A 22982-nucleotide genomic window follows, 5' to 3' on the forward strand; every position below is an offset into this window, starting at 1 on the left:
CTCCCCCTCCGCCCACCGCGCCGTCTCCGCGGGGCGGTGTCTGATGCGACACCCGGTGATACACGCTGCGCCCGCGCCGCAGATCAGGCCCGATGCTCTCGGCCTCGATCTCCACGTTCATCCGCTTGCCGTCCTTGGCGTCCCACTCGCGCAGCTTCAACCGCCCCACGACCACCACAGCATCGCCCTTCGCGAGAGAGGCCTCGGCGTTCTCGGCCAGAGCGCGGTACGCCCTGATCTCGAACCAGTTCGTCCCCGCGTCGATCCAGCCGCCCGCACCATCCGGGCGGCGATGGTTGGTGGCCATCCGGAAGCTCAGCGTGGGGATGCCGGTCGCCGTCGCGCCCCGATCCGGGTCGGACGCGACGTTGCCCAGCACGGTGATGGTGTCGGCCATGATCTGCTCTTCTCTGCTCATGTGGAGCTCGAATCGGCTCCGTTCCTGCAGACAGCGTCATGCCCCGGCCCCGACCGTGGAGACGGCGATGCGCAATCGGTGCCGAAACCGTCCGTCGGTCCGTCTGTGGAGGAGGATCGCGTGCCGGCGTGAAGAGGGCCCCAGAACAGCGGGATCAGTGCACGAAGAGCAGAAGCGCCGCGACGGCGATGAACAGTGCGCCGAAGACGATGTTGAGGGTGCGCTGGCCTCGCGTGCTGGACGTGAGCCGTCGGAAGCTCTGCGCCGTCGCGGCGAACACGAACCACATCACGATCACGTCGATGACCACCGTCGTCCCGATGAGGATCAGATACTGCGGCCAGGGATCGCGGTCCAGGCGGATGAACTGCGGCACGAACGCGAGGAAGAACACGATCGCCTTCGGGTTGAGCAGATTGACCCAGAATCCTCGACGCAGCATCGGCCACCGCCCCTCGGCGGGACGCAGGGCCTCGGCTTCCGCGACGGCTTCGGGGACCCGCGCGATGATCAGCCGGATCCCGAGGTAGACGAGGTACGCGGCTCCGACGTACCGGACCGTCTCGAACAGCCACGGAACCCGTGCCACGAGCAGGCCCACCCCCGCAGCGACGATCGCGACGTGCACGACCAGCGCGAGCTGCTGCCCGACGATCCCCCAGATCGAGCGCCGCCATCCCTCGTTCAGAGAGTTGGTCATGGTGTTGATCGCGCCCGCGCCCGGCGTGAGGCTGATCACCAGGCACGCCACCACCAGCGAGAGCCATACAGTCACGGTCACCAGCACAGTGTAGGGACTATCCGGGCGCACGGAATTCCGGCCTCTCGGACGAATGTCGGTGGCCGTCCTTATGTTCGAAGGAGAAGGAGGAACAATGACCACGAACACCACCCCCGCGCCGACCATCCGCTGGGCGACACCCGTTCTCACCCGCTCCATCGAGACGCTGCAGCCGGCCGGCGAATGCCTCTGGCGCGTGCTGGATCGCCGCGGCGCGATCCGCGGGCACCTGCGGATCATGCCGCACGACCTCGGCCTGCGCTACCGCGCAGAGCGCCTGCACCTCCCCTCCGGCGTGTTCCGCATCGTCGGCGACTTCTGGAGCGCCGACGACGCCGTCGCCGCGCTGCGCTTCTGACCCCGCCGGCGCAACACGAGCCGACGGAACCCGCGTTTCTTGGCCAATCCTTAGGCGATGCATCGGAACATGGATCCGGCGCGCGTGAACCCGCGGGTGCCCGCCTCCGATGCCGCCATCGCGAGGAACGCGACGGATGAGGATCCCCATGACTGAGCTGCGACGCACCCGTACCCGGCCGCTCACCGGCATCGAGCGCACCACCCGGCGTCCCCTGGTCGCCGTGGCCGTCGCGGTCATCGGCGCCGTCGCCGTGATCGCCCTCGGGTTCGCGATGAAGGCGACACAGGCCGATCAGAGCCTCGTCGTCGCCCTCAACAAGACCCACACGGGCCTCTGGGGCACGATCGGCAACGCGATCTATCGCGGCATCGAGCCGGTCCCCGCCGTGGTGATCACGCTCGTGATCGCCGGAATCGTGTGGGCGGTCTCCCGCTCGCTGCGCACCGCGATCCTGTTCGGGCTCACCGTCGCGCTCACCTGGCTGCCCGTCGCGGCCGTCAAGATCCTGGTGGACCGACCGCGCCCCGACGCATCGCTGCTCGTCCACCCGTTCTCGCCGCTGCAGACCGACGGCTCGTTCCCCAGCGGTCACACCGCCTACGTCGTCGCCCTGGCGATCGCGTTCTGGTTCCTGCTCCGCGACACCCGGCACGCATGGCTGCCCATCGTGCTCGGTGTCGTCGCCACCGCGGTGATCGGCCTCGCCGTGGTCAGCGACGGCCTGCACTTCCCCACCGACGTGCTCGGATCCGTCGTCTGGGCGCTGACCACGGCCGCCGCCGTGCGCTGGCTCATCGTCGACGTGGTCGCCTCGCGGATCGGGCGGCGATCCGCCGCCTGAACCGGCGCAGAACAAGTGCCCCCTGCAGGATTCGAACCTGCGACCGACGGATTAGAAGGCCGTTGCTCTATCCACTGAGCTAAGGAGGCGCTCCTCCAGGCTAGCGCGTCGGTGCCGCTCAGTAGGATGGCCGCATGGTTTCTTCGTCCGAGAACGATCGTCTGGTCTGGATCGACTGCGAGATGACGGGGCTCGATCTCGCGATCGATGAACTCGTGGAGATCGCCGTCGTGATCACCGACTTCGAGTTGCGCCTGGTGGATCCCGGGTTCCAGGTGGTCATCCGCGCGAGCGACGCCGCACTGGAGCAGATGAACGATTTCGTCACGAACATGCACCGCACCTCTGGCCTGTACGAGGAGATCCCGACCGGCGTCTCCCTCGCTGAGGCGCAGGAGCAGACGCTCGCCTACATCCGGCGATTCGTGCCGCAGGAGCGCAAGGCGCCGCTCGCCGGCAACACGATCGGCACCGACCGCATGTTCCTCGCGAAGTACATGCCGGATGTCGACCACTACCTGCACTACCGCAACGTCGACGTCTCGAGCATCAAAGAGCTGTCGCGCCGCTGGTATCCGCGCGTCTTCTTCCACGCCCCGTCGAAGGACGGCGGTCACCGCGCCCTCGCGGACATCCTGGAGTCGATCCGCGAGCTGGAGTACTACCGCCGCGCGGTGTTCATCGACCAGCCCGGACCGACGACCGAAGAGGTCCAGGCGACGTCGGACGCCGTCGTGTCAGAGTTCGCCTCAAACCTGTAATACACTTGTCAGGTTGCCCGCTCCGGCAGGCACATGGTGGCTATAGCTCAGTTGGTAGAGCACCGCGTTGTGGTCGCGGGGGCCGCGGGTTCAAGTCCCGTTAGCCACCCCAAGCAGCGAGGCCCGGATTCAGTCTTCGGACAGAATCCGGGCCTCGCTTTTCTCTTCGCATGGGTGGGCGGTCATGGGCCTGAACCTGCGGACCGCAGATCACGTCATCGCGGCTCGTCCTCGTCCGAGCGCTGTCCGAGAACCTCACGAGCGACCGCCAGCCCATTGCCCGCGCGCGGGTGGCCCGCATAGAGGGCTGTGTGGAAGACCGTCTCGACGATCTTCTCCGCCGTGACACCTACGTTCAGCGCCGCCCGCATGTGCAAGGCGAGCTGTGGTTCCGCACCGCCGATCGCCGTCAGGACTGCGATGTTGATCAGCTGCCGTTCGGGCAGCGACAGCCCCTCCCGTCCGTAGACGTCGGCGAAGCCCGCTTCGACCACGTACTTTCCGAAGTCCGAGCTGATCTCATCGAATCCTGCCAGCGTCCGTTCCGCGGTCTCCGGACCGAGAATCCGATCCATCAGTTCACGGCCGCGTTCGTACCGTTCGCCCTCGTGTGCTGCCATGAGCGTGACGCTACGCTACGTAGCGTCGTCAGACAACTCCCGATACTCTGTTGCGATGCCGGAATCGCCACGCACCCGCACCTCCGCCCGGATCCAAGATGCGGCCTGGGAGATCTTCTCCGAGCGCGGGCTGCCGGGAGTGACGATGGAGGCGATCGCGATCCGGGCCGGTGTCGCGAAGACCACGGTGTACCGTCGGTGGCCCACCAAGTCCGCCATCCTGATCGATGCCTTGAAGGAGAGACTCGCACCGCTGGTGAAGTTCCCGCAGGAAGGGACCGTCCGCGACGATGTCGTTGCGCAGATCGAGGCAGTCATCGATCTGTTCGGCAGCAGGACAGGCCGGGCCTACCTCGCCTTGATCGCGGAGAGCGTGCACGATCCCGACGTGGGCACAGCGCTGCGCGAGCGATACATCGCGGACCAGCGGGAAGCCGCCATCCTTCGACTCCGCATCGGCATCGACCACGGGGAGCTGGCATCCCGCACCGACCCCGAGATCCTCATCGACAGCCTCTACGGCGCCCTCTATTACCGGGTGCTGGTGGCGCACGTTCCGCTCGACCGGGCCTACGCGACACGACTGGTCGACAGCATCTGGCCGGTCGCCTGACCGCCCCTTCCGCTGCGGCCGCGCCGCTGAGACGTTGTTCTACCGGTCGCGGTCGAGACATCCGCATCGCGGGTCGCGGGGACGCCCGATAGGCTCCCCAGTCAGATGACCGGATCCGATTTCCTCCGACTGGACCCGCGCGACGCGCCGTCCCGCGGTCGCACCGCGTGGCTCACCGCGCAGATCCGCGCCGCGGTCGCCGACGCGACCCTCGGTGCCGGCACGCGGGTGCCGCCGAGCCGCGAACTCGCCGAGGAGCTCTCGTTCTCCCGTGGCGTCGTGGTCGAGGCCTACCGTCGCCTGACCGAGGAGGGGCTACTCGTCACGAATCGCGGAGCGGGCACGCGGATCGCGGAGGTGGCTCCTCCTGCCGCTCGTCCACGCCGGCTCGCCGAGCCGCTCGAGGCGGTGGAGCCGCTCCAGATCTCGGAGGGAGCCCCCGATCTGAGCGCGTTCCCCCGCGCCGCCTGGCTGCAGGCCGAGCGCCGGGTCCTCGCGACCGCGACCGCTCGTGACCTCGGCTACGCGGATCCCCAGGGCGTACCCGCGCTGCGCGGGGCGCTGGCGGGATGGCTGGCACGCCGGCGCGGCATCGTCGCGCCCCCGGATCGCATCATCGTCACGGCGGGCGTGACGGGCGCTCTCAGCCTGATCGCCCAGACCATGCGTGAACGCGGCGCGACCACGTGCGGCATCGAAGACCCGAGCGCGGATGGGAACCGTCGCATCCTCGGGTACTGGCTGGACGAACTGCGCCCCGTTCCGGTGGACCGCGAAGGCATCGACGTGACCGCGCTCGATGCGACCGGCGTCCGAGTCGTCCTGACCACACCGGCGCATCAGTTCCCCACCGGCGTGGTGCTCTCCCCCACGCGCCGCCGGGAGCTCATCGCCTGGGCGGAGCGCACGGACGGCGTGATCGTCGAGGACGACTACGACTCCGAGTATCGCTACGACCGCGCGCCCATCCCCGCCCTGCAGGCGAGTGCGCCGGAGCGGATCCTGCACATCTCGAGCCTGTCCAAGGTGCTCGCCCCTGCGCTGCGGATCGGCTGGATGATCGCTCCCGAGGGCTGGTCCGACGATCTCATCCGCAGGCGCTGGGCCACCGATCTCGGCTCGCCCGCCCTGCCGCAGCTCGTCCTGGCCGAGCTCATCGGAACCGGCGTTCTCGAGCGACAGGTGCGACGTCTGCGGCTGCGACACCGCCAGCGCCGAGATGACGCGGTCGCAGCGATCCGAGAGCACATGCCGGGGTGTCACGTCGAAGGCATCGCCGCCGGACTCCACATCCAGGTGATGCTGCCGAACGGCATGGACGACGCAGACCTCGCGCGGCGGGCCGCCTCCGAAGGCATCTCGGTCAAGCCGCTTTCGGACTACCGCTTCTCCCCCGGCCCGCCGGGCCTCGTGATCGGCTACGGCCCCCACTCGAGCGCCCGGCTCGCCGGCGCGATCGCGACGCTCGGCCGCCTCCTCTGATCCCGCCGGATCGCTCTCACCGCGGAGTGATCGCGAGGAGCACCGCGAGCACGACGAAGGTCAGCGCGAATCCTCGGCCGAGGAGCCGGTTCACCGCGGGACGCGCACGCGCGAAGTCCCGCACCCGTGCGGCCCCCGCGCCATAGGCCGCGAAGATGACGAACGTGATCCCCATGAAGGCCGCACCCAGGCCCGCCATCCTCAGCACGCCGTCGGCCGCCTCGACGTCCACGAACATCGGCAGGAACACGAGGAAGAAGATCGTGAGCTTCGGATTCAGCAGATTGACGAGCACCGCATCGCGGATCACCCGGCCGAAAGACATCCTCGGTACGGGAGAACCGTCCTGCGTCTCCGCGTCCGCGGCGAACCCGCGTTCGTCGCTCCACATGCCCCAGGCCATGAACAGGAGATACGCCACGCCCATCCAGCGGATGACGTCGAACAGGACGGGATTCGCCGCCATCACGGCGGCGGCGCCCGACAACGCCAGCGCCAGGTGCGGCAGGACCCCCAGCGTGCACCCGACGGCCGCGACGATCCCCGCGCGGACGCCCCGCGACAGCCCCGCGGCGATCGTGAACAGGGCGCCGCTGCCAGGGGTCGCCGTGATCACGATCGATGTCACCAGGAAGCTCGTATCCATGCCTCCAGGCTGGATGGCTTCTGGATCGCACAGAAGATCCAAGAACGCACGGCTGTCGGGGACCAATCGTCGATCCTGCTGCTGGGCCTCGCCCCCGCACCGGATGCAGCGACGGCCTCCGCGCATGCGCGCGAAGCGCTGCGCAGTCTCGGCCTCGGCACCCCGGGGCGCTGACCGCTCCGAGGCCGGATCCAAGAGCCGCACCGCCGCAGCCGCCCCTTCCGCAGGCCGGATAGCATCGAGGCATGGCTTCTTTCGTCCGCACCGCGACCGATGCCGACCTCGCGAAGCTGGCCGGGATCGAGGACGAGGCCGACGCGCTCTTCACCCCGCTGTTCGGCGCCGCGCTCGCCGGCGAGACCCCCTCGGGCGCCTCCCGCGCGGCGGAGCCGGGCTTCGTCCTCGTCATCGCGGAGGAGGAGGGCGGCGCGCCCGTGGGCTTCGTGCATGTGCTCGAGGAGGACGGCCACGCGCACCTCGAACAGCTCTCCGTGCTGCCCTCGCACGCGCGCCGCGGGCACGGACGCGAACTGGTCGAGGCGGCTCTCGACGAGGCGGCCGACCGCGGCTACCGCGCCGTCACCCTGCGCACCTTCGCCGACGTGCCGTGGAACGCGCCGTTCTACGCGACGCTCGGTTTCACGGAGGAGGACTCCCCCGACCATCCGTTCTATCGCACGCTCCTCGACACCGAGCGGCGGATCGGGCTGAACGACCTCGGACGCCGTGTGCACATGACGTTCGAGCTCTCCGGTGGCATGGAGATGGATCCGGGGCCGTTCGAAGAGCTCGTCGCGGACGAACTGGACCGTCTGCCGGACGAGATGGTCGAGGGCCTCGAGAACCTGGTCTTCGTCGTCGAGGACCGTCCGGAGGACGGCTCGCTCGACCTGCTCGGGCTCTACGACGGCCTCGCAGTCACGGAGCGCGGGAACTACGGCATGGGAGAACTTCCCGACCGGATCATCGTCTACCGCGAGCCGCACCTGGCCCAGTGCGCCGACGAGGAGGAGCTCCGTGCCGAGGTGCACACCACCCTCGTGCACGAGATCGCGCACTATTACGGGATCGACGATGCGCAGCTGCACGAGCTGGGGTGGGCATGAGCTCTCCTCTCCTCACCCCCGACGTCGACGAGCAGCTCGACCTGCAGGCCGCGCCCGCCGTGCCGTGGGAGCTCGTCGTCTGGGACGACCCGGTCAACCTGATGAGCTACGTGGTGCGCGTCTTCCGAACCTACTTCGGCTATCCGAAGGATCGGGCGACCCGCCTCATGATGGCGGTGCACAACGAGGGTCACGCGGTCGTCGCGATCGGCCCGCGCGAGACCATGGAGGTGCACGCCCAGGCGATGCACGACTACGGGCTGTGGGCGACCGTGCGCCGGGCGGGAGAGTGAGCAGGATGACCGGATCCGGGATCCACGTGCCGATGCAGTCGATCGAGGCCCAGCATCTCGCCGAGCTCGTCGAGCAGTTCCTCGACCTGCTCCGTGAGACCGAGATCGGCGCGGACGCCGCCCTGAGCCGCCTCACCCCCGCGGTGTACCCGGAGGACGCCGACGCGTCGGCCGAGTTCGCGGATGCGACGAGCGCCGATCTGCTCGACCGGCGCGCCGCCGACGCCCGCGTGGTGCAGACCGGCCTCGGCTCTGTGGGCGAGGGCACGGAGGCGCCGGAAGAACTGGTGCTCGCCCCCTCCGAGGTGGACGCATGGCTGCGCACACTCGCCGCACTGCGGCTCGTCATCGCCTCGCGGCTCGGCATCGAGGACGACCCCGCTCCCGATCCGGAGGATCCCCGGCTCGGCGTCTACGAATGGCTGGGCTACCGGCTGGATCTGCTCGTCGAGGCCGCGGACGAGCTCGACGGCGTCTGAGCGGTCACGGGATCGAGACCACCAGCGTGGCGAAACCGATCGGGTCGTCCCGTCGGATGTGCACCACCTCCTGCTTGGCCCAGCGCTCCCAGTGCGGCCGGAAGAGCTCGCCGTCCCGATCCAGCGCACGGCGCTTGCGGCTCGGTTCGGGCGACTCCACCCACACCCGCACGTCGGCGATGCGCGCCGCCCTGGGCGTGAGCGCGCCGCAGCCTTCGAGGATCACGCCGCGCGAGGGATCCACCGCATAGCTCTCCGCGTACTCGCCGGCGTCCCAGTCGTAGCGCTGCCACGTGCCGACCAGGTCGCGTCCGTGCGGGCGGAGGATCTGCTCATAGGCGCGCTCGGCGCCGGCGTCCATGCCGTCCCAGCCCGGATAGATCGAGTCCAGTGCGATCAGCTGAGGATCCGTGCGCAGCGGCCAGTGCTCCGCGAGCAGCCGAGCGAGCGTGGACTTCCCCGCGCCGCTGCGGCCGTCCACGAGCACGACCGGATTCGACGCCTGCACGGCGCGCACGGCGTCCGCGATCCGGGAGACCGCCTCGCTCAGCGCGCGTGCGACCGGATCGTCACTTCTTGAGGGCACGGATGATGCGGGAGATCGCGCGCCCGGCCACCCACACGAAGGGCACGGCCACGGCCAGCAGCGAGACCAGGTTCGGCTCGAACCGCAGCCCCTCCTCGCGCCGCACGTACACGCCGAGCGGGATCGCGATGCCGCCGCCACCGCCGCCCTCACCCTCGGCCGTGCCCTCGGCACCGCCGGAGCCTCCGCCGAAGCCGGAGAAGGTCAGGGCGACCGGAGTGAAGGACGCGCCGTCCACCTCCTGCGTCTCGCCGAAGGCGCTCTTGACGCCGAAGGACGCGGAATTCTTGCCAAGCTCGAGTGCGATGTGCGGCATGCGTCCACGCTAGCCCACCCGCGCGAGCTCGACCACCGGCCGCTGCCGCTCAGGGGGTCCGCCCGGCATCGCGCCGGGATCAGTCCAGCCCGTGCGCGCGGGGATGCGGTGCCGCTCCTCGTCCGGCCCGCGCGCCCAGATGCCGGGCGCGCGTGACCATCCCGGATCCGAACTTCGCCTGCGCGCTGTCGAGCGCATCCTCCACCCGACGCCACTCGGCGTCGTCGTCCCACAGCCCCAGCGCGCCGCCGGCATCCGTCAGCCGCTCGGCGCGCACGCCCACCAGCCGCACCGGGTCCCGCCGGTCGATCGCCTCGAAGAGCGTACGAGCCACCTCGCCGATGCGCTGGCCGACCGAGGTCGGCTCAGGAAGAGTCTGGGACCGGCTCAGGGTCGTGAAGTCCGAGAAGCGGATCTTGATCGCCACGGTCCCGGCCTCCCAGCCCGCCCTCCGCAGTCGCGCGGCGACCCGGTCGGCGAGGCGCAGCAGTTCGGAGCGGAGCGCCTCGCGGTCGGAGACGTCGATGTCGAACGTCTCCTCGTGCCCGACGCTCTTCTCCACGCGGTTCGTCTCGATGCCCCGCGGATCCCGCCCCTCGGCGAGGTCGCCCAGGCGCTGCGCGAGCGCTGGACCGACCGCCCGCTCGAGGGCGGACGCGGGAGTGGCGCGGATGTCTCGGATCAGCCGGATGCCGCGCGATTCCAGGGCCTCCGCCGTCTTCGGTCCGACGCCCCACATCGCGCGCACCGGCTTGGTGGCGAGGAAGTCGAGCGTGTCGGCCGCGGCGACGATGAGCAGTCCGTCGGGCTTGGACATGGTCGAGGCCATCTTGGCGACGTGCTTGGTGGCGGCGACCCCCACGCTGCAGCTGATCCCCACCTCATCCTGCACGCGCTCGCGGATCATGGCGCCGATGCGCCCTGGGCTCCCCCAGAGCCGCCGGACGCCCCGCACATCGAGGAAGGCCTCGTCGATCGAGAGCGGCTCGACGAGAGGGGTGACCTGCTCGAAGATCGACATGACCTTCTGCGACACGTCGCGGTACTTCGTGAAGTCGGGCGGAACGATCCGCGCCGTCGGGCAGAGCCGGATCGCCTGCGCCACCGGCATCGCGGAGCGCACGCCGTAGCGCCGCGCCTCGTAAGAGGCGCTGGAGACCACCGAGCGCCCATCCGGGGCACCGATGATCAGCGGGAGTCCGCGCAGCGAAGGATCGTGCAGCACCTCGACGGCGGCGTAGAACGCGTCCATGTCGACGTGCAGGATCCCCGTCCCGCTGTCATCGGCGCCGGGCGCCGAGACGATCCGCCCTGACCCGTCGCCTCGTCCCATGCATCCATTCTCGCGGAGGCCGCCGACATCGGATTCGCACACTTTGACCGGTCGGTCAATCAAAGCGGTAGAATCGTGGCGACCCCCATTCGGGAGCCATCTGACTGCAAGGAGGATGAGTTCTATGAAGAAGTGGACACGCTGGCAGGACTGGGTGGCCGTCGCCGCCGGACTGGTCGCGGTCGTGGCGGGCATCATGATGACGCCCGGCATGGGCATGTCGATGACCATGATGATCGTCCTGGGCGTCTTGATGATCGCTGCCGGGGTATGGAGCCTCGCAGCTCCCGGTCTCGTGTCGATGGAGTGGATCCTCGCCGCGATCGGCGCGCTGCTTTTCATCTCCCCATGGATCGGCTCCTACGCCGGAGATGCGGGGCCCGCCTGGACCTCGTGGATCTGCGGAGCCGTCTGTGCGGCCGCAGGGCTCTGGGCACTGGTGCCCGCTGAGAAGGCCCACCGCGCTTCGCACGGCGGCCCCACGGCGGCTCACGCGTGACCTGCACGGTCGCACAGGGTGCGGGACGCGGGGAAACCCCCGTCCCGCACCGTCGCGAGGGGGCACGATGACCGAGAACTCCGATGCCGGCGACACCCGCACCCGGATCCTCGATGCCGCCGAGACCCTGTTCGCCCGCCTCGGCTTCGACGGCACATCCACGGCCAGGATCGCGCACGCCGCCGCGGTGCCCAAGGGCCTGCTCTTCTACTACTTCCCGGCCAAGCCCGACATCCTCGCCGCCCTCATCGATGAGCGCCTCCGCACCGCCGCCCTCGATGCGGGACCGCTCGCGGTGCGCGGAGACCCCGTTCAGACGCTGATGAACGTGGGCGAGCGGGTTCTGCGCGACCGGGAGGCGTCGGATGTGCTGCGCGAGATCCTCTGGCACGAGTCCCATGTGCGCCCCGAGGTCGCAAAAGCACTCTCCCGCTACCGCCGCGCGCTGCACGACACGGTCGAGCGCGCGCTGACGGCGTGCCTGCCCGCCGGAACGGATCGCGGCGCCGTCCGGGCCGCCGCCGACGCCTGGTCGGCGACGATCACCGCCCGGCCCCTCGATGCCGCCTCCGACGAGAGCCCGGAGGAACAGCGCCGCAGGCTGCACGAACCGGCCAGTCTGCGGGCGATCGCCCGCGTGCTCGGCGCCGGCCTTCAGGCCGCAACGCTCAAGGGCGCCGCACTCTGAGTGCGGCGCCCTTGAGCGTGTACTGGGCGGGTCGTCGCTACTGCGCGGCGCGCTCCAGGATGAGCTCGCGCACGCGGGCGGCATCCGCCTGCCCCTTCATCGCCTTCATCACGGCGCCGATCACGGCGCCGGCGGCCTGCACCTTGCCGTCCTTGATCTTGGCCATCACGTCGGGCTGGGCGGCGAGGGCCTCGTCGATCGCGGCGATGAGCGCGCCGTCGTCGGAGACGACCGCGAGCCCACGGGCGTCGACGACCTGCTGCGGGGTGCCCTCGCCGGCGATGACGCCCTCGAGCACCTGGCGCGCGAGCTTGTCCGTCAGCGTGCCGGCGTCGACGAGCTGCTGGAGCGCGGCGACCGATGCCGGGGCGATCAGCGATCCGGCGTCGACCTCGCGCTCGTTGGCGATACGGCTGATCTCACCCGTCCACCACTTCCGCGCGGCGTCGGCGGTCGTGCCCGCGGCGATGGTCGCCTCGACCTCGTCGAGCAGGCCGGCGTTCACCACTCCCTGGAACTCGATGTCGCCGAAGCCCCAGTCGGCCTTCAGGCGACGGCGACGCGCGACGGGCTGCTCTGGCAGCACGGCACGCAGCTCCTCGACGAGAGCAGGGTCCGGTCGGACCGGAAGCAGATCGGGCTCCGGGAAGTACCGGTAGTCATCCGCGTCGGACTTGGGGCGTCCCGGCGACGTGGTGCCGGTGTCCTCGTGCCAGTGCCGGGTCTCCTGCGTGATCGTGCCGCCGTCGGCGAGGATCGCCGCCTGCCGCTGGATCTCGTAGCGCACGGCGCGTTCGACGGAGCGCATCGAGTTGACGTTCTTCGTCTCGGTGCGGGTGCCGAGCTTCTCCTGGCCGCGAGGACGCAGGGACACGTTCGCATCGCAGCGCAGGTTGCCGCGCTCGAGGCGCGCCTCGGAGATGCCGAGGCCCCGCACGATGTCGCGGATCGTGGCGACGTACGCCTTCGCGATCTCGGGGGCGCGGTGCTCGGCGCCGAAGATCGGCTTGGTCACGATCTCGACGAGCGGCACGCCGGCGCGGTTGTAATCGACGAGCGAGTACTCCGCGCCCTGGATGCGACCGGTCGCGCCGCCCATGTGCGTGAGCTTGCCGGCGTCCTCCTCCATGTGCGCGCGCTCGATCGGGATCGTCACGAGCGTCCCGTCCTCGAGCTCGACCTCGACGGATCCCTCGAACGCGATCGGCTCGTCGTACTGCGAGATCTGATAGTTCTTGCCGAGGTCGGGGTAGAAGTAGTTCTTCCGCGCGAACCGGCAGGACTCGGCGATCGAGCAGCCGAGCGCGAGGCCCAGGCTGATCGACGAGCGCACGGCCGTCTCGTTCACGACAGGGAGGGATCCGGGAAGTCCCAGATCCACCGGCGCGATGAGCGTGTTCGGCTCCGCGTCGTGGTTGCGCTCGTTCGCCGGGTTCGGGGCGTCGGAGAACATCTTGGTCTCGGTGTTGAGCTCGACGTGCACCTCGAAGCCGAGCACCGGCTCGAACAGCTCGAGCGCCTTGTCGAAGTCCATGAGCTTCACGGCGGCCATCAGATGCCCTCTCCCATCGGTCCCTGAGCTTGTCGAAGGGTCGGGGCACGGTCGAGCAGCGGCCCGCCCCAGGCGTCGACGAGCAATGTCTCCAGTGCGGCGCCGACCCGGTACAGGCGGGCGTCCTCGCGGGCGGGGGCGAGGAACTGGATGCCGACCGGCAGGCCGTCCTCCTCCGCCAGGCCCGACGGGATCGAGATCCCGGGCACGCCGGCGAGGTTCGCCGGGATCGTGGTGAGGTCGTTGAGGTACATCTGCAGCGGGTCGTCGATCTTCTCGCCGAGCTTGAACGCCGTGGTCGGCGCGGACGGCGTCGCGATGACGTCGACCTGCGCGAACGCGGCGTCGAAGTCCTGCTGGATGAGCGTGCGCACCTTCTGCGCGCTCCCGTAGTAGGCGTCGTAGTAGCCGGCCGACAGGGCGTAGGTGCCGAGGATGATGCGGCGCTTCACCTCGGGACCGAAGCCGACCTCGCGGGTGAGCGACATGACGTCCTCGACCGTGCCGCCGCCGTCGGGCGTGACGCGGAGGCCGAAGCGCACCGAGTCGAACTTCGCCAGGTTGCTGGAGGCCTCGGCGGGCAGGATCAGGTAGTAGGCGGCGACGCCGTACTCGAAGTGCGGGGCCGAGATCTCGACGATCTCCGCACCCTGCGCCTCCATCTGCTTCAGCGCGGCGTGGAACGAGCTCGCGACTCCCGCCTGGAAGCCGGAGTCGGGCAACTCCTTGATGACGCCGACCTTGAGTCCCTTGAGGACCTGCCCGGTCGCGCCCTCGCGCGCCGCCTCGGCGAACGACGGCCACGCGTCGGGGAGGGACGTCGAGTCCTTCGGGTCGTGACCGCCGATCACGTCGTGCAGCAGGCCGGCGTCGAGGACGGTGCGGCTCACGGGGCCGACCTGGTCGAGGCTCGACGCGAGGGCGATCGCGCCGTACCGGCTGACGCCGCCGTAGGTCGGCTTGATGCCGACCGTGCCGGTGACGTGCGCGGGCTGGCGGATGGAACCGCCGGTGTCGGAGCCGAGGGCGATCGGCGCCTCGAAGGCGGCGACGGCCGCAGCCGAGCCTCCGCCGGATCCGCCGGGGATCCGGTCCAGGTCCCACGGGTTGTGCGTGGGACCGTACGCGGAGTGCTCGGTGGAGGATCCCATCGCGAACTCGTCCATGTTGGTCTTGCCGATGCCGACCAGGCCGGCGGCGCGCGCCCGGGCGACGACCGTCGCGTCGAACGGCGAGCGGTAGCCCTCGAGGATCCGGGAGCCGCTCGTGGAGGGCTGGTCGGTCGTGACGAGCACGTCCTTGATGGCGAGCGGCACGCCGGCCAGTTCGCCCAGGCTCTCCCCCGCCGCGCGGCGGCGGTCGATGTCGGCGGCCGCGTCGAGCGCGTGCTCGTTGATGTGCAGGAAGGCGTGCACATCGCCGTCGACGGCGGCGATGCGGTCGAGGTGGGCCTGCGTCGCCTCGACGCTCGACACCTCGCCCGCGGCCAGCTTGGCGCCGAGTTCGGCGGCGGTCCAGCGGATGATCTCGCTCACTGCTCTTCTCCCAGGATCGCGGTCACGCGGAAGCGGTCGCCGTCGGCGTCCGGCGCGTTCTGCAGCGCCTGCGCGGTGGTGAGGGTCTGACCCACGACGTCCTCGCGGAAGACGTTGTGCATCGCGATCGGGTGGCTCGTCGCGGCGATGTCGGGCGTCGCCACCTCCGAGACCTTCGCGATGTTGTCGACGATGGCGTCCAGCTGACCGGTCAGCTGCGTCACCTCGTCGTCGGAGAGCTGGATGCGCGCGAGCACGCCGAGATGGCGTACGAGATCAGGGGTGATTTCAGACACCAGGACAGTCTAGCCAGCGGGCTGTCGCTCCCCGCCCGCTGAGCCGCTGCCCTGCCGCCAGGGCCTCAGCCCTGCAGCACGAGGATCAGGGCGGTGTCGCCGCAGCGCGAGACGCGCACCCCCTCAGCGCCGCTTGCGGGCTCGGCCCCCGAGCGCAGGGCGGCGAGCGCGCTCTGCACGTCGTCGCCGCGCAGCAGCGTCCCCGTCACGCGGTGCGAATCGCTCGAGGCCACCACTCGGCCCGACGCGTTCACGATGGTTCCGGTGCCGGCGGCATCACGCAGGATCGGCAGGATCACGCGCTCCAGGCGCGACACGTGCACGTCGATGCCGACCACGCCGACCATGCGCCCCTCGTGCACGACCGGCGTCGTCACCGTGACCGTGTAGTCGTCGGTGCACAGGTAGTCGACGTAGGGGCCTGTGACGTGACGCTGGCCGGTGCGCTCCGGCACCTTCCACCACTCCAGCTGGCGGTAGTCGCGGAACTGGTCGGAATCCGGATCGTTCACCGCCTCCAACCGGCGCACGCCGCCGCGGTCGCCGCGGTCGAGGCCGTGGATCTCCCGGAGCCACCAGGCCAGATGCCAGGGCGCGTCGGCCAAGACGCCGGGTGTCGCGACGAAGCCGGCCCCGGTGACGAGCCCGCCTGGCGCTTCGAGCGCGGGTCTCGCCAGCGCCTCCATGAAGGGATCCAGCACGGAAGCGGCAGGGGCGGCCCCGTGCTCTGCGAAGGCGCTGAACTCGTCCTGCACCGCGGTGCGCCATCCCTCCACGAGCGCGAACAGAGGCGCGAACGTGGCCTCGATGCGGTCGGCGATGCGTGCGTCATGCTCGGCGACAGTGCCGGTCATCTCGCGCTCCTTCTGTGTGTTCGATCTCACGCCCGTGAGGATGCGACGGCCTCTGCCGCCGTCTCCAGTCGGGACTTCTCATCCAGCAGCCACTCGACGCCGCCCGCGATGCGGCGGACGGCGATGGCTCTCGCAGCCTCGGTGTCGGCCGCGCCGATCGCATCGACCTCCGCCTGCCGTGCGGCGCGGCTGCGCATACGGTTGCCCTCCTCGCGCAGTCCCAGCCAGATCAGCGATCCGATCTCCGCCTGCAGACGCAGTTCCTCGCGCACGAGCCGCGGCGACTGGCTGAGAGCTGCGACCTCGAGCTGGAACCGCGCAACCGCGCGCCGCGCCCCGCCCGCCGTGGAGAGGTCCTCCTGCTCCTCGAGCTCGCGCAGGCCCTGCACATCGTCCTCTCCGGCGCGGTCTGCCGCGAGCTCCGCGGCCATGCCCGCGATCGCCGCGTAGTGCATGGACGCATCGCGCAGCTCGACCCGGCTGACCGCGCGGATCCGCTCGTCGGTGAAACGCCGGGCGGTATCGGGATCGAACGTGACGAAGCTGCCGCCGTCGCGACCCCGCCTGGTCTCGATGAGGCCGGCGTCGCGCAGCGCTTCGAGCGCCTCTCGCGCGGTGACCACGGCGACGCCGAGTCGCCGCCCCAGCTGCGACTCGCTGGGCAGCCGTTCCCCGTCGTGCAGAACGCCGGAGGTGATCGCATCCTGCAGCCGGCGCTCCACGATCTCGGCCCGCCCGATGTCCGACAGAGGCGCGAAGACGGCCGACCGCGCGGGATCCACACCTGCCGACACCTGTGCCACGCCGCTCTCCTCTCGGGGCTGTGAGACGACGGTAACACGAGTGTTGACAAAATCCTCTGTTCCCATATGATTCCAAACATCTACTAACAGAGGATTAGTCCTCGCATCGAAGGAGATGTGATGGCCGACAAGCCCGTCGCGATCAGACTCACCGGACTCACCCGTGCATTCGGATCCGTCACCGCCGTCGACGGCGTGGATCTGGAGATCGCCGAGGGAGAGTTCTTCTCCATGCTCGGACCGTCCGGATCCGGCAAGACCACCGTGCTGCGCCTCATCGCCGGTTTCGAGCAGCCCACCTCCGGCACGGTCGAGCTGTTCGGGGAGGACGTGACGACGAAGGCGCCGTTCGACCGCGACGTCAACACGGTGTTCCAGGACTACGCGCTGTTCCCGCACATGACGGTGCTCGACAACGTCGCCTACGGACTGCGCGTGCGCGGCGTCCGCGCGAAGGAACGCCGCGAGCGCGCCCGGAGAGCGCTCGCGAGCGTGCGGTTGGAGCACGTCGCGGATCGCAAGCCCAGCCAGCTCTCGGGCGGCCAGCGGCAGCGGGTGGCGCTCGCCCGCGCCACCGTCGTCGAGCCCAAGGTGCTGCTGCTGGACGAGCCGCTCGGTGCACTCGATCTGAAACTGCGCGAGCAGATGCAGGTCGAGCTGAAACAGATCCAGCGCGATCTCGGCATCACGTTCATCTTCGTGACCCACGACCAGGAAGAGGCGCTCACGCTCTCCGATCGGATCGCGGTCTTCAGCGCGGGACGGATCGAACAGCTGGGCACGCCGTTCGAGCTGTACGAGCGGCCGGCGTCACGGTTCGTCGCCGATTTCGTCGGCACCTCGAATCTCTTCGACGACGTCACCAGCGAGCTCGTGCTCGGCCGCGCGGGGCACCACTCCCTCCGTCCGGAGAAGCTGGTGGTCTCGCCCGCGGCTTCGACCGAGCCCGGATCCCGGTCCGCCGCGGGCGTTGTCGCGGAGGCCATCTACCTCGGCTCCGGCGTGCGTCTCGTGGTCGACCTCGACCAGGGGCCTCGGATCACGGTCCTGCAGCAGAACGTGGGTGGACACGCGCACGGCGACCACGGCGACCGCGTCTTCGTCTCCTGGCGGGAGGCCGATGTGGTCGCGCTCGGCGACGCCCCGATCGCCGCGCAGAACGACACCCCGTCCCGCACCATCCGCACGGTCGGCGCCCGCTGACCGGCATCCCTCGCATCCACGCACGCAGAAGAACGAAGGAGTATCCCATGCGAAAGAACACACTCAAGGCCCTCGCGGCCATCGGCCTGGCATCGGCGGTGATCGCCGCCCTGACCGGCTGCGGCACCGCAGGATCCGGCGGGGGCGGCGCCGCCGCCGGACCGGCCGACAAGCTCGGCAAGACCGAGGGCGCGGTGAAGATCCTCGCCTGGCCCGGGTACGTGGAGGACGGCTCGAACGATCCGAACGTCGATTGGGTCTCGGACTTCACCAAGGCGACCGGCTGCAAGGTCGAGGCGAAGACGTTCGGCACGTCGGACGAGGCTCTGAACCTCATGAAGACGGGCGACTACGACGTGATCTCCGCCTCCGGCGACGCCTCGCTGCGCCTCGTCGCCTCGGAGGACGTAGCCGAGGTCAACACGAAGCTGCTGAAGAACTACGACGGGATCTTCCCGTTCCTCAAGGATCGCGCGTGGAACACGGTCGACGGGAAGCACTACGGCGTCCCGCACGGCTACGGCGCCAACCTGCTCATGTACAGCACCGAGGCGTTCCCGACTGCACCGACCTCGTGGGATGTCGTCTTCGACAAGGCCTCGGCGCATCAGGGCAAGATCACCGCCTACGACTCCCCCATCTACATCGCGGACGCGGCGGTCTACCTCATGGCGCACAAGCCGGAGCTCAAGATCAAGAACCCCTACGCGCTGGACCAGAAGCAGTTCGACGCCGCGGTGTCCCTGCTCAAGGAGCAGCGTCCGAACATCAGCGAGTACTGGGGCGACTACCTCAAGGAGGTGCAGTCCTTCCAGTCCGGCGACAGCGTCGCCGGCACCACCTGGCAGGTCATCCAGAACACGCTCGAGGGCGAAGGCGCCAAGACCGCCGTCGTGCTGCCCAGCGAGGGAGCCACGGGCTGGAGCGACACCTGGATGATCTCCTCCAAGGCGAAGAACCCGAACTGCGCGTACGCATGGCTGGACTACATCTCGAGCCCCAAGGCGAATGCCCAGGCCACCGCGTTCTTCGGCGAGGCCCCGTCGAGCGAGAAGGCCTGCGACTTCCGTGACGACTGCGCGTCGTATCACGCGGGTGACGCCGACTACGCGAGCAAGATCTGGTACTGGACCACCCCGATCGCGAAGTGCCTGGACGGCCGCACCGATGTGAAGTGCATCGACTACGCGGGCTGGACCACGGCCTGGCAGCAGATCAGGAACTGACCGGATCCGGTCGCCCGGGGCCTCGCGCTCCGGGCGACCGGGACCGGGATTCGAAAGGCCCGTCATGACCACCATCGCACCGGCGAAGACACCGCCACGCACCACGATCCCCTCCCCGCGCCGTTCCGCGGCGCGACGCGGATCCGCCTACCTCTCCGCGCACCCTCGCGCCCGTCTCGCCCTGCTCCTGTCGGCCCCGCTGTTCTGGCTGGGAGCCGTGTACGTCGTCGCTCTGGCGTTGCTGCTCGTCACCGCGTTCTGGACCACCGACACCTACACGGGGCAGATCCGCACCGAGTTCACCCTCGACAACGTGGTGACCGTCGTCACCGACGCGTTCTACCAGGGCATCACGCTGCGCACGGTCGGGATCGCGCTCGCTGTGACCCTGATCGACGTCGCCCTCGCGCTGCCGATCGCCTACTTCATGGCGATGGTGGCCTCCCCCGCCCTGCAGCGCACCCTGGTCGTGCTCGTGCTGACCCCGCTCTGGGCCTCGTACCTCGTCAAGGCCTTCGCCTGGCGCTCCGTGCTCTCCAGCGACGGCATCCTGGACTGGCTGCTTCGCCCCTTCGGCGGGAGCACTCCCGGCTACGGCATCACGGCGACGATCATCACGCTCTCGTACCTGTGGCTGCCGTACGTCATCCTGCCCATCTACGCCGGGCTGGAGCGGGTGCCGAGCTCGCTGCTCGAGGCCTCCGGCGATCTGGGAGGGCGCAGCTGGGCGACCCTGCGCCTGGTGGTCTGGCCGATGGCGCTGCCCGCGATCATCGCCGGCACCATCTTCAGCTTCTCGCTGTCGCTCGGCGACTACATCACGATCGGCATCGTGGGCGGAGGCGCGCAGATGCTCGGCACGCTCGTCTATCAGGACATCGGCGCGGCGAACAACCTGCCGCTCGCGAGCGCGATCGCCCTCATCCCGATCGTCATCATCTTCGGCTACCTGTTCCTCGTGCGCCGCACCGGCGCCCTGGACAACCTGTAGGAGTCATCGTGCGCATCTCCCTCGGAACCAGAGTCACCCTCGGCGTCGTCACCACGGTGATCCTCGCGGTCGTGTACGTGCCGCTGCTGGTCGTCCTGGTCAACTCGTTCTCCACGTCGTCCTCGCTCACCTGGCCTCCCCCCGGCTTCACGCTGGAGTGGTGGGGCCGGGCGTTCCGCAGCGACGGCGCGCTGGAGGCCGTCGGCACCAGCGCCCTGGTCGCGCTGATCTCGTCGGCGCTCGCGCTCGTCCTCGGCACGATGCTGTCCTTCGCGCTGCAGCGGTTCTCGTTCTTCGGCCGCAATACGGTGAACCTGCTCGTGATCCTCCCGATCGCGCTGCCCGGCATCATCACCGGCATCGCGCTGAACAACCTGTTCCGTACGATCCTCGGCGTGCCACTGTCGATCTGGACCGTGATCATCGCGCACACCACGTTCTGCATCGTCACCGTGTTCAACAACGCGGTGGCCCGGCTGCGGCGCATGGGCACCTCGTTGGAAGAGGCCTCGGCCGACCTCGGCGCCGGAGTCTGGACGACGTTCCGGCTCGTGACCTTCCCGCAGCTGCGCTCCGCCCTGCTCACCGGCGGACTGCTCGCCTTCGCGCTGTCCTTCGACGAGATCGTGGTGACGACCTTCACGGCCGGATCCGGGGTGCGGACGCTGCCGATGTTCATCATCGACAACGTCGCCCGCCCCAACCAGGCGCCGATCGTCTCCGTCATCGCCGTCGTGCTGGTCGTCGTCTCGATCGTACCGATCGCCCTGGCGCAGAAGCTCTCCGGCAGCGAGCAGCAGCGCCGGTGAGGTGCTCCGGGCGGCGCGGAGGGGGTGGCGTCGCCCGGAGCGCGATCGCTGCGGCCTCAGGCATAGGCTGAGCAGGTGACGACGTTCGTTCCTCCGCGCCCCTGGACCGCCAGCTACGCCGAGGGGGTGCCGGAGGATCTCGACGAGGTATCCGGATCCCTCGTCGACATCGTCGAGGCATCGGCCCGCGACTATCCGGACGCCCCGGCGCTGCAGTTCTTCGGGCGGACCACGTCGTACCGCGACCTGCAGGCCGCGATCGATCGAGCGGCCGCGGGGCTGAAGGCGCTCGGCGTGAAGGCCGGGGATCCGGTCGCGATCGTGCTGCCGAACTGTCCGCAGCACATCATCGCGTTCTACGCCGTCCTGCGCCTGGGCGCCGTGGCCGTGGAGCACAACCCGCTGTACACGCCGCGCGAGCTGCGCAAGCAGTTCGAGGACCACGGCGCGAAGCACGCGATCGTCTGGAACAAGGTCGTCGCGTCCGTGCAGGAGTTCCCTGCGGACCTCGCCGTCACGAACCTCATCTCGGTCGACGTCACGCGCGCGATGCCCGCGCTCACGCGGTTCGCGCTGCGTCTGCCGGTCGCGAAGGCGCGCGAGTCCAGGGAGGCGCTCACCACCCGGGTCCGGGGCACCGTCACCTGGGAGTCCGTCGTCGGGTACTCCCCGCTCCCCTCGTCGCACCCCCGTCCCGCAACGGACGACCTGGCGATCATCCAGTACACGTCCGGCACCACGGGCACCCCTAAGGGCGCCTCGTTGACGCACCGCAACCTGCTCGCCAATGCGGCGCAGGCCCAGGCCTGGGTTCCTTCGATCACGCGCGGGAACGGCTGCGTCGTGTACGCGGTGCTGCCGATGTTCCACGCCTACGGGCTCACGCTCTGCCTCACGTTCGCGATGTCCATCGGGGCACGCCTCGTGCTGTTCCCCAAGTTCGACCCCGATCTCGTACTCGACGTGGTGAAGAAGCATCCCGCGACCTTCCTGCCGCTCGTGCCGCCGATCGCGGACCGCCTGCTCAAGGCTGCGACCGCCCAGGGCGTGTCGCTCGCCGGCATCGAGGTGGCGATCTCGGGCGCGATGGCGCTGCCGCACGAGCTCGTGGTCCCGTTCGAGCGGGCCACGGGCGGCTATCTCGTCGAGGGGTACGGCCTGAGCGAGTGCTCGCCCGTGCTCATGGCGAACCCGGTCGCGGACAACCGCGTGCCCGGCACGGTGGGTCTCCCGCTGCCCGGCACCGAGTGCCGCGTGGTGGATCCGGACGAGCCGACGAAGGACGTCGAGCCGGGGCAGCCCGGCGAGCTCGTCGTCCGCGGTCCGCAGGTGTTCTCCGGCTACTACGGCAAGCCGGAGGAGACGGAAGCCGTGTTCGCCGACGGCTGGTTCCGGACCGGCGACATCGTCACGATCGACGAAGGCGGGTTCGTGCGCATCGTCGACCGGATCAAGGAGCTCATCATCACCGGCGGCTTCAACGTCGCCCCCACCGAGGTCGAGGGTGCGCTGCGCCAGCACCCGGACGTCCTCGATGCCGCGGTCGTCGGGCTCCCCAGCGAGCACTCCGGCGAGGAGGTCGTCGCGGCGATCGTCGTGGATCCAGGTACGAACATCGACGTCGAGGCGATCCGCGAGTTCGCCCGCGGGATCCTCACGCCCTACAAGGTGCCGCGCCGCATCTTCGTCGTCGACGAGCTGCCGACCTCGCTCATCGGCAAGGTGCTGCGGCGCCAGGTCAAGGAGCGCCTGGTCGCGCTGACCTCCGGGAGCTGACCCGTCCGCCTGTTTCAGAGCGCGCAATCGGCTCGATTCCGCCCTCGGATCGAACCATTCGCGCGCTCTGGACTGCGATCTCCCAGGCCTGGGACGGTACTCTGAGTTGTGACC

General features: G+C 69.7%; 27 protein-coding genes, 2 tRNA genes and 1 pseudogene. 17 read left to right on the forward strand and 13 right to left on the reverse strand.

Going from position 1 to position 22982, the window contains the following annotated elements:
* Both RS86_RS01930 and RS86_RS01935 read right to left on the reverse strand, forming a co-directional pair.
* The coding region (locus RS86_RS01930) for a single-stranded DNA-binding protein (protein ID WP_152642037.1) at nucleotides 1–418 on the reverse strand (418 nt) is incomplete at its 3' end.
* 154 nt (nucleotides 419–572) lie between these two features.
* Nucleotides 573–1199 (reverse strand): LysE family transporter, encoded by a 627-nt coding sequence (locus RS86_RS01935; protein ID WP_045270576.1) that lies wholly within the window; start codon nucleotides 1197–1199, stop codon nucleotides 573–575.
* Between the two features lie 94 nt (nucleotides 1200–1293).
* Here RS86_RS01935 and RS86_RS01940 point away from each other — a divergent pair, with 94 nt between their 5' ends.
* Both RS86_RS01940 and RS86_RS01945 read left to right on the forward strand, forming a co-directional pair.
* The gene (locus RS86_RS01940) at nucleotides 1294–1557 is read left to right on the forward strand and encodes a hypothetical protein (protein ID WP_052680011.1); all 264 of its coding nucleotides are present in this window, start codon (nucleotides 1294–1296) and stop codon (nucleotides 1555–1557) included.
* 148 nt (nucleotides 1558–1705) lie between these two features.
* Nucleotides 1706–2401, forward strand: coding sequence for a phosphatase PAP2 family protein (locus tag RS86_RS01945; protein WP_045270533.1), 696 nt, complete (start codon nucleotides 1706–1708; stop codon nucleotides 2399–2401).
* A gap of 16 nt (nucleotides 2402–2417) precedes the next feature.
* On the opposite strand, the gene RS86_RS01950 is transcribed toward RS86_RS01945, so the two are convergent.
* Nucleotides 2418–2490 (reverse strand) — tRNA-Arg (locus RS86_RS01950).
* Nucleotides 2491–2535: 45 nt separating this feature from the next.
* Here RS86_RS01950 and orn point away from each other — a divergent pair.
* The gene (gene orn / locus RS86_RS01955; RefSeq protein ID WP_045270534.1) at nucleotides 2536–3162 is read left to right on the forward strand and encodes an oligoribonuclease; all 627 of its coding nucleotides are present in this window, start codon (nucleotides 2536–2538) and stop codon (nucleotides 3160–3162) included.
* 36 nt (nucleotides 3163–3198) lie between these two features.
* Nucleotides 3199–3274, forward strand: a tRNA-His gene (locus tag RS86_RS01960).
* 103 nt (nucleotides 3275–3377) lie between these two features.
* Here RS86_RS01960 and RS86_RS01965 read toward each other — a convergent pair.
* Entirely contained in the window at nucleotides 3378–3782 is a 405-nt protein-coding gene (locus RS86_RS01965; protein ID WP_045270535.1) for a carboxymuconolactone decarboxylase family protein, read from the reverse strand.
* 55 nt (nucleotides 3783–3837) lie between these two features.
* Between RS86_RS01965 and RS86_RS01970 the strand changes: the two genes are divergently transcribed.
* Both RS86_RS01970 and RS86_RS01975 read left to right on the forward strand, forming a co-directional pair.
* Nucleotides 3838–4395 (forward strand): TetR/AcrR family transcriptional regulator, encoded by a 558-nt coding sequence (locus RS86_RS01970; protein WP_045270536.1) that lies wholly within the window; start codon nucleotides 3838–3840, stop codon nucleotides 4393–4395.
* 105 nt (nucleotides 4396–4500) lie between these two features.
* A complete protein-coding gene (locus tag RS86_RS01975) occupies nucleotides 4501–5877 on the forward strand; it encodes a PLP-dependent aminotransferase family protein (RefSeq protein WP_045270537.1) in 1377 nt (458 codons plus the stop codon).
* A gap of 16 nt (nucleotides 5878–5893) precedes the next feature.
* Here the strand turns inward: RS86_RS01975 and RS86_RS01980 are convergent, their stop codons facing one another.
* A complete protein-coding gene (locus RS86_RS01980; RefSeq protein ID WP_045270538.1) occupies nucleotides 5894–6523 on the reverse strand; it encodes a LysE family translocator in 630 nt (209 codons plus the stop codon).
* Nucleotides 6524–6768: 245 nt separating this feature from the next.
* On the opposite strand from RS86_RS01980, the pseudogene RS86_RS20885 reads away from it, so the two are divergent.
* From RS86_RS20885 to RS86_RS02000, 4 genes and pseudogenes are all read left to right on the forward strand, one after another.
* Nucleotides 6769–7167 (forward strand): annotated as a pseudogene (locus RS86_RS20885) (GNAT family N-acetyltransferase); the annotation flags it as partial.
* A gap of 114 nt (nucleotides 7168–7281) precedes the next feature.
* A complete protein-coding gene (locus RS86_RS20890) occupies nucleotides 7282–7629 on the forward strand; it encodes a metallopeptidase family protein (RefSeq protein ID WP_045270579.1) in 348 nt (115 codons plus the stop codon).
* Complete coding sequence (gene clpS / locus RS86_RS01995) at nucleotides 7626–7922, forward strand: ATP-dependent Clp protease adapter ClpS (protein WP_082076505.1); 297 nt, start codon at nucleotides 7626–7628, stop codon at nucleotides 7920–7922. Before RS86_RS20890 ends, clpS begins: the two co-directional genes overlap by 4 nt.
* A 5-nt stretch (nucleotides 7923–7927) precedes the next feature.
* Nucleotides 7928–8401, forward strand: coding sequence for a DUF2017 family protein (locus RS86_RS02000; RefSeq protein ID WP_045270540.1), 474 nt, complete (start codon nucleotides 7928–7930; stop codon nucleotides 8399–8401).
* A gap of 4 nt (nucleotides 8402–8405) precedes the next feature.
* On the opposite strand, the gene RS86_RS02005 is transcribed toward RS86_RS02000, so the two are convergent.
* The 3 genes from RS86_RS02005 to dinB form a co-directional block, all read right to left on the reverse strand.
* Nucleotides 8406–8987, reverse strand: a complete 582-nt coding sequence (locus RS86_RS02005; protein ID WP_052680012.1) for an aminobenzoate synthetase — start codon at nucleotides 8985–8987, stop codon at nucleotides 8406–8408.
* Entirely contained in the window at nucleotides 8971–9303 is a 333-nt protein-coding gene (locus tag RS86_RS02010; protein ID WP_045270541.1) for a hypothetical protein, read from the reverse strand. Before RS86_RS02010 ends, RS86_RS02005 begins: the two co-directional genes overlap by 17 nt.
* Nucleotides 9304–9382: 79 nt before the next feature.
* Nucleotides 9383–10636, reverse strand: coding sequence for a DNA polymerase IV (gene dinB / locus RS86_RS02015; RefSeq protein ID WP_045270542.1), 1254 nt, complete (start codon nucleotides 10634–10636; stop codon nucleotides 9383–9385).
* Between the two features lie 124 nt (nucleotides 10637–10760).
* Between dinB and RS86_RS02020 the strand changes: the two genes are divergently transcribed.
* Together RS86_RS02020 and RS86_RS02025 are read left to right on the forward strand one after the other, a co-directional pair.
* Complete coding sequence (locus tag RS86_RS02020) at nucleotides 10761–11135, forward strand: SPW repeat protein (RefSeq protein ID WP_045270543.1); 375 nt, start codon at nucleotides 10761–10763, stop codon at nucleotides 11133–11135.
* Nucleotides 11136–11202: 67 nt separating this feature from the next.
* The gene (locus tag RS86_RS02025) at nucleotides 11203–11823 is read left to right on the forward strand and encodes a TetR/AcrR family transcriptional regulator (RefSeq protein ID WP_045270544.1); all 621 of its coding nucleotides are present in this window, start codon (nucleotides 11203–11205) and stop codon (nucleotides 11821–11823) included.
* 37 nt (nucleotides 11824–11860) lie between these two features.
* On the opposite strand, the gene gatB is transcribed toward RS86_RS02025, so the two are convergent.
* The 5 genes from gatB to RS86_RS02050 all read right to left on the reverse strand — a co-directional run bounded on the left by gatB (nucleotide 11861) and on the right by RS86_RS02050 (nucleotide 16863).
* A complete protein-coding gene (gatB, locus tag RS86_RS02030; protein WP_045270545.1) occupies nucleotides 11861–13375 on the reverse strand; it encodes an Asp-tRNA(Asn)/Glu-tRNA(Gln) amidotransferase subunit GatB in 1515 nt (504 codons plus the stop codon).
* Entirely contained in the window at nucleotides 13375–14910 is a 1536-nt protein-coding gene (gene gatA, locus RS86_RS02035) for an Asp-tRNA(Asn)/Glu-tRNA(Gln) amidotransferase subunit GatA (protein ID WP_045270546.1), read from the reverse strand. Before gatA ends, gatB begins: the two co-directional genes overlap by 1 nt.
* Nucleotides 14907–15206: an Asp-tRNA(Asn)/Glu-tRNA(Gln) amidotransferase subunit GatC gene (gene gatC, locus RS86_RS02040; RefSeq protein WP_045270547.1), complete on the reverse strand. Its 300-nt coding sequence runs from the start codon at nucleotides 15204–15206 to the stop codon at nucleotides 14907–14909. The genes gatA and gatC overlap by 4 nt, the downstream gene beginning before the upstream one ends.
* A 65-nt stretch (nucleotides 15207–15271) precedes the next feature.
* Nucleotides 15272–16060: a hypothetical protein gene (locus RS86_RS02045; RefSeq protein ID WP_052680013.1), complete on the reverse strand. Its 789-nt coding sequence runs from the start codon at nucleotides 16058–16060 to the stop codon at nucleotides 15272–15274.
* A 26-nt stretch (nucleotides 16061–16086) separates the two neighbouring features.
* Complete coding sequence (locus RS86_RS02050) at nucleotides 16087–16863, reverse strand: FadR/GntR family transcriptional regulator (protein ID WP_052680014.1); 777 nt, start codon at nucleotides 16861–16863, stop codon at nucleotides 16087–16089.
* A gap of 120 nt (nucleotides 16864–16983) precedes the next feature.
* Here RS86_RS02050 and RS86_RS02055 point away from each other — a divergent pair, with 120 nt between their 5' ends.
* The 5 genes from RS86_RS02055 (at nucleotide 16984) to RS86_RS02075 (ending at nucleotide 22868) form a co-directional block, all read left to right on the forward strand.
* A complete protein-coding gene (locus RS86_RS02055; protein ID WP_045270548.1) occupies nucleotides 16984–18066 on the forward strand; it encodes an ABC transporter ATP-binding protein in 1083 nt (360 codons plus the stop codon).
* A 47-nt stretch (nucleotides 18067–18113) separates the two neighbouring features.
* On the forward strand, nucleotides 18114–19292 hold the full coding sequence (locus RS86_RS02060; protein ID WP_045270549.1) for an ABC transporter substrate-binding protein: 1179 nt from the start codon (nucleotides 18114–18116) through the stop codon (nucleotides 19290–19292).
* A 64-nt stretch (nucleotides 19293–19356) separates the two neighbouring features.
* Nucleotides 19357–20283 (forward strand): ABC transporter permease, encoded by a 927-nt coding sequence (locus RS86_RS02065; protein WP_082076500.1) that lies wholly within the window; start codon nucleotides 19357–19359, stop codon nucleotides 20281–20283.
* 8 nt (nucleotides 20284–20291) lie between these two features.
* The gene (locus tag RS86_RS02070; protein WP_045270550.1) at nucleotides 20292–21092 is read left to right on the forward strand and encodes an ABC transporter permease; all 801 of its coding nucleotides are present in this window, start codon (nucleotides 20292–20294) and stop codon (nucleotides 21090–21092) included.
* Between the two features lie 75 nt (nucleotides 21093–21167).
* Nucleotides 21168–22868, forward strand: a complete 1701-nt coding sequence (locus RS86_RS02075; protein ID WP_045270551.1) for a long-chain-fatty-acid--CoA ligase — start codon at nucleotides 21168–21170, stop codon at nucleotides 22866–22868.
* Nucleotides 22869–22982: the final 114 nt, after the last annotated feature.

The sequence above is a fragment of the Microbacterium azadirachtae genome, from assembly GCF_000956505.1.
Taxonomy (GTDB): domain Bacteria; phylum Actinomycetota; class Actinomycetes; order Actinomycetales; family Microbacteriaceae; genus Microbacterium; species Microbacterium azadirachtae_A.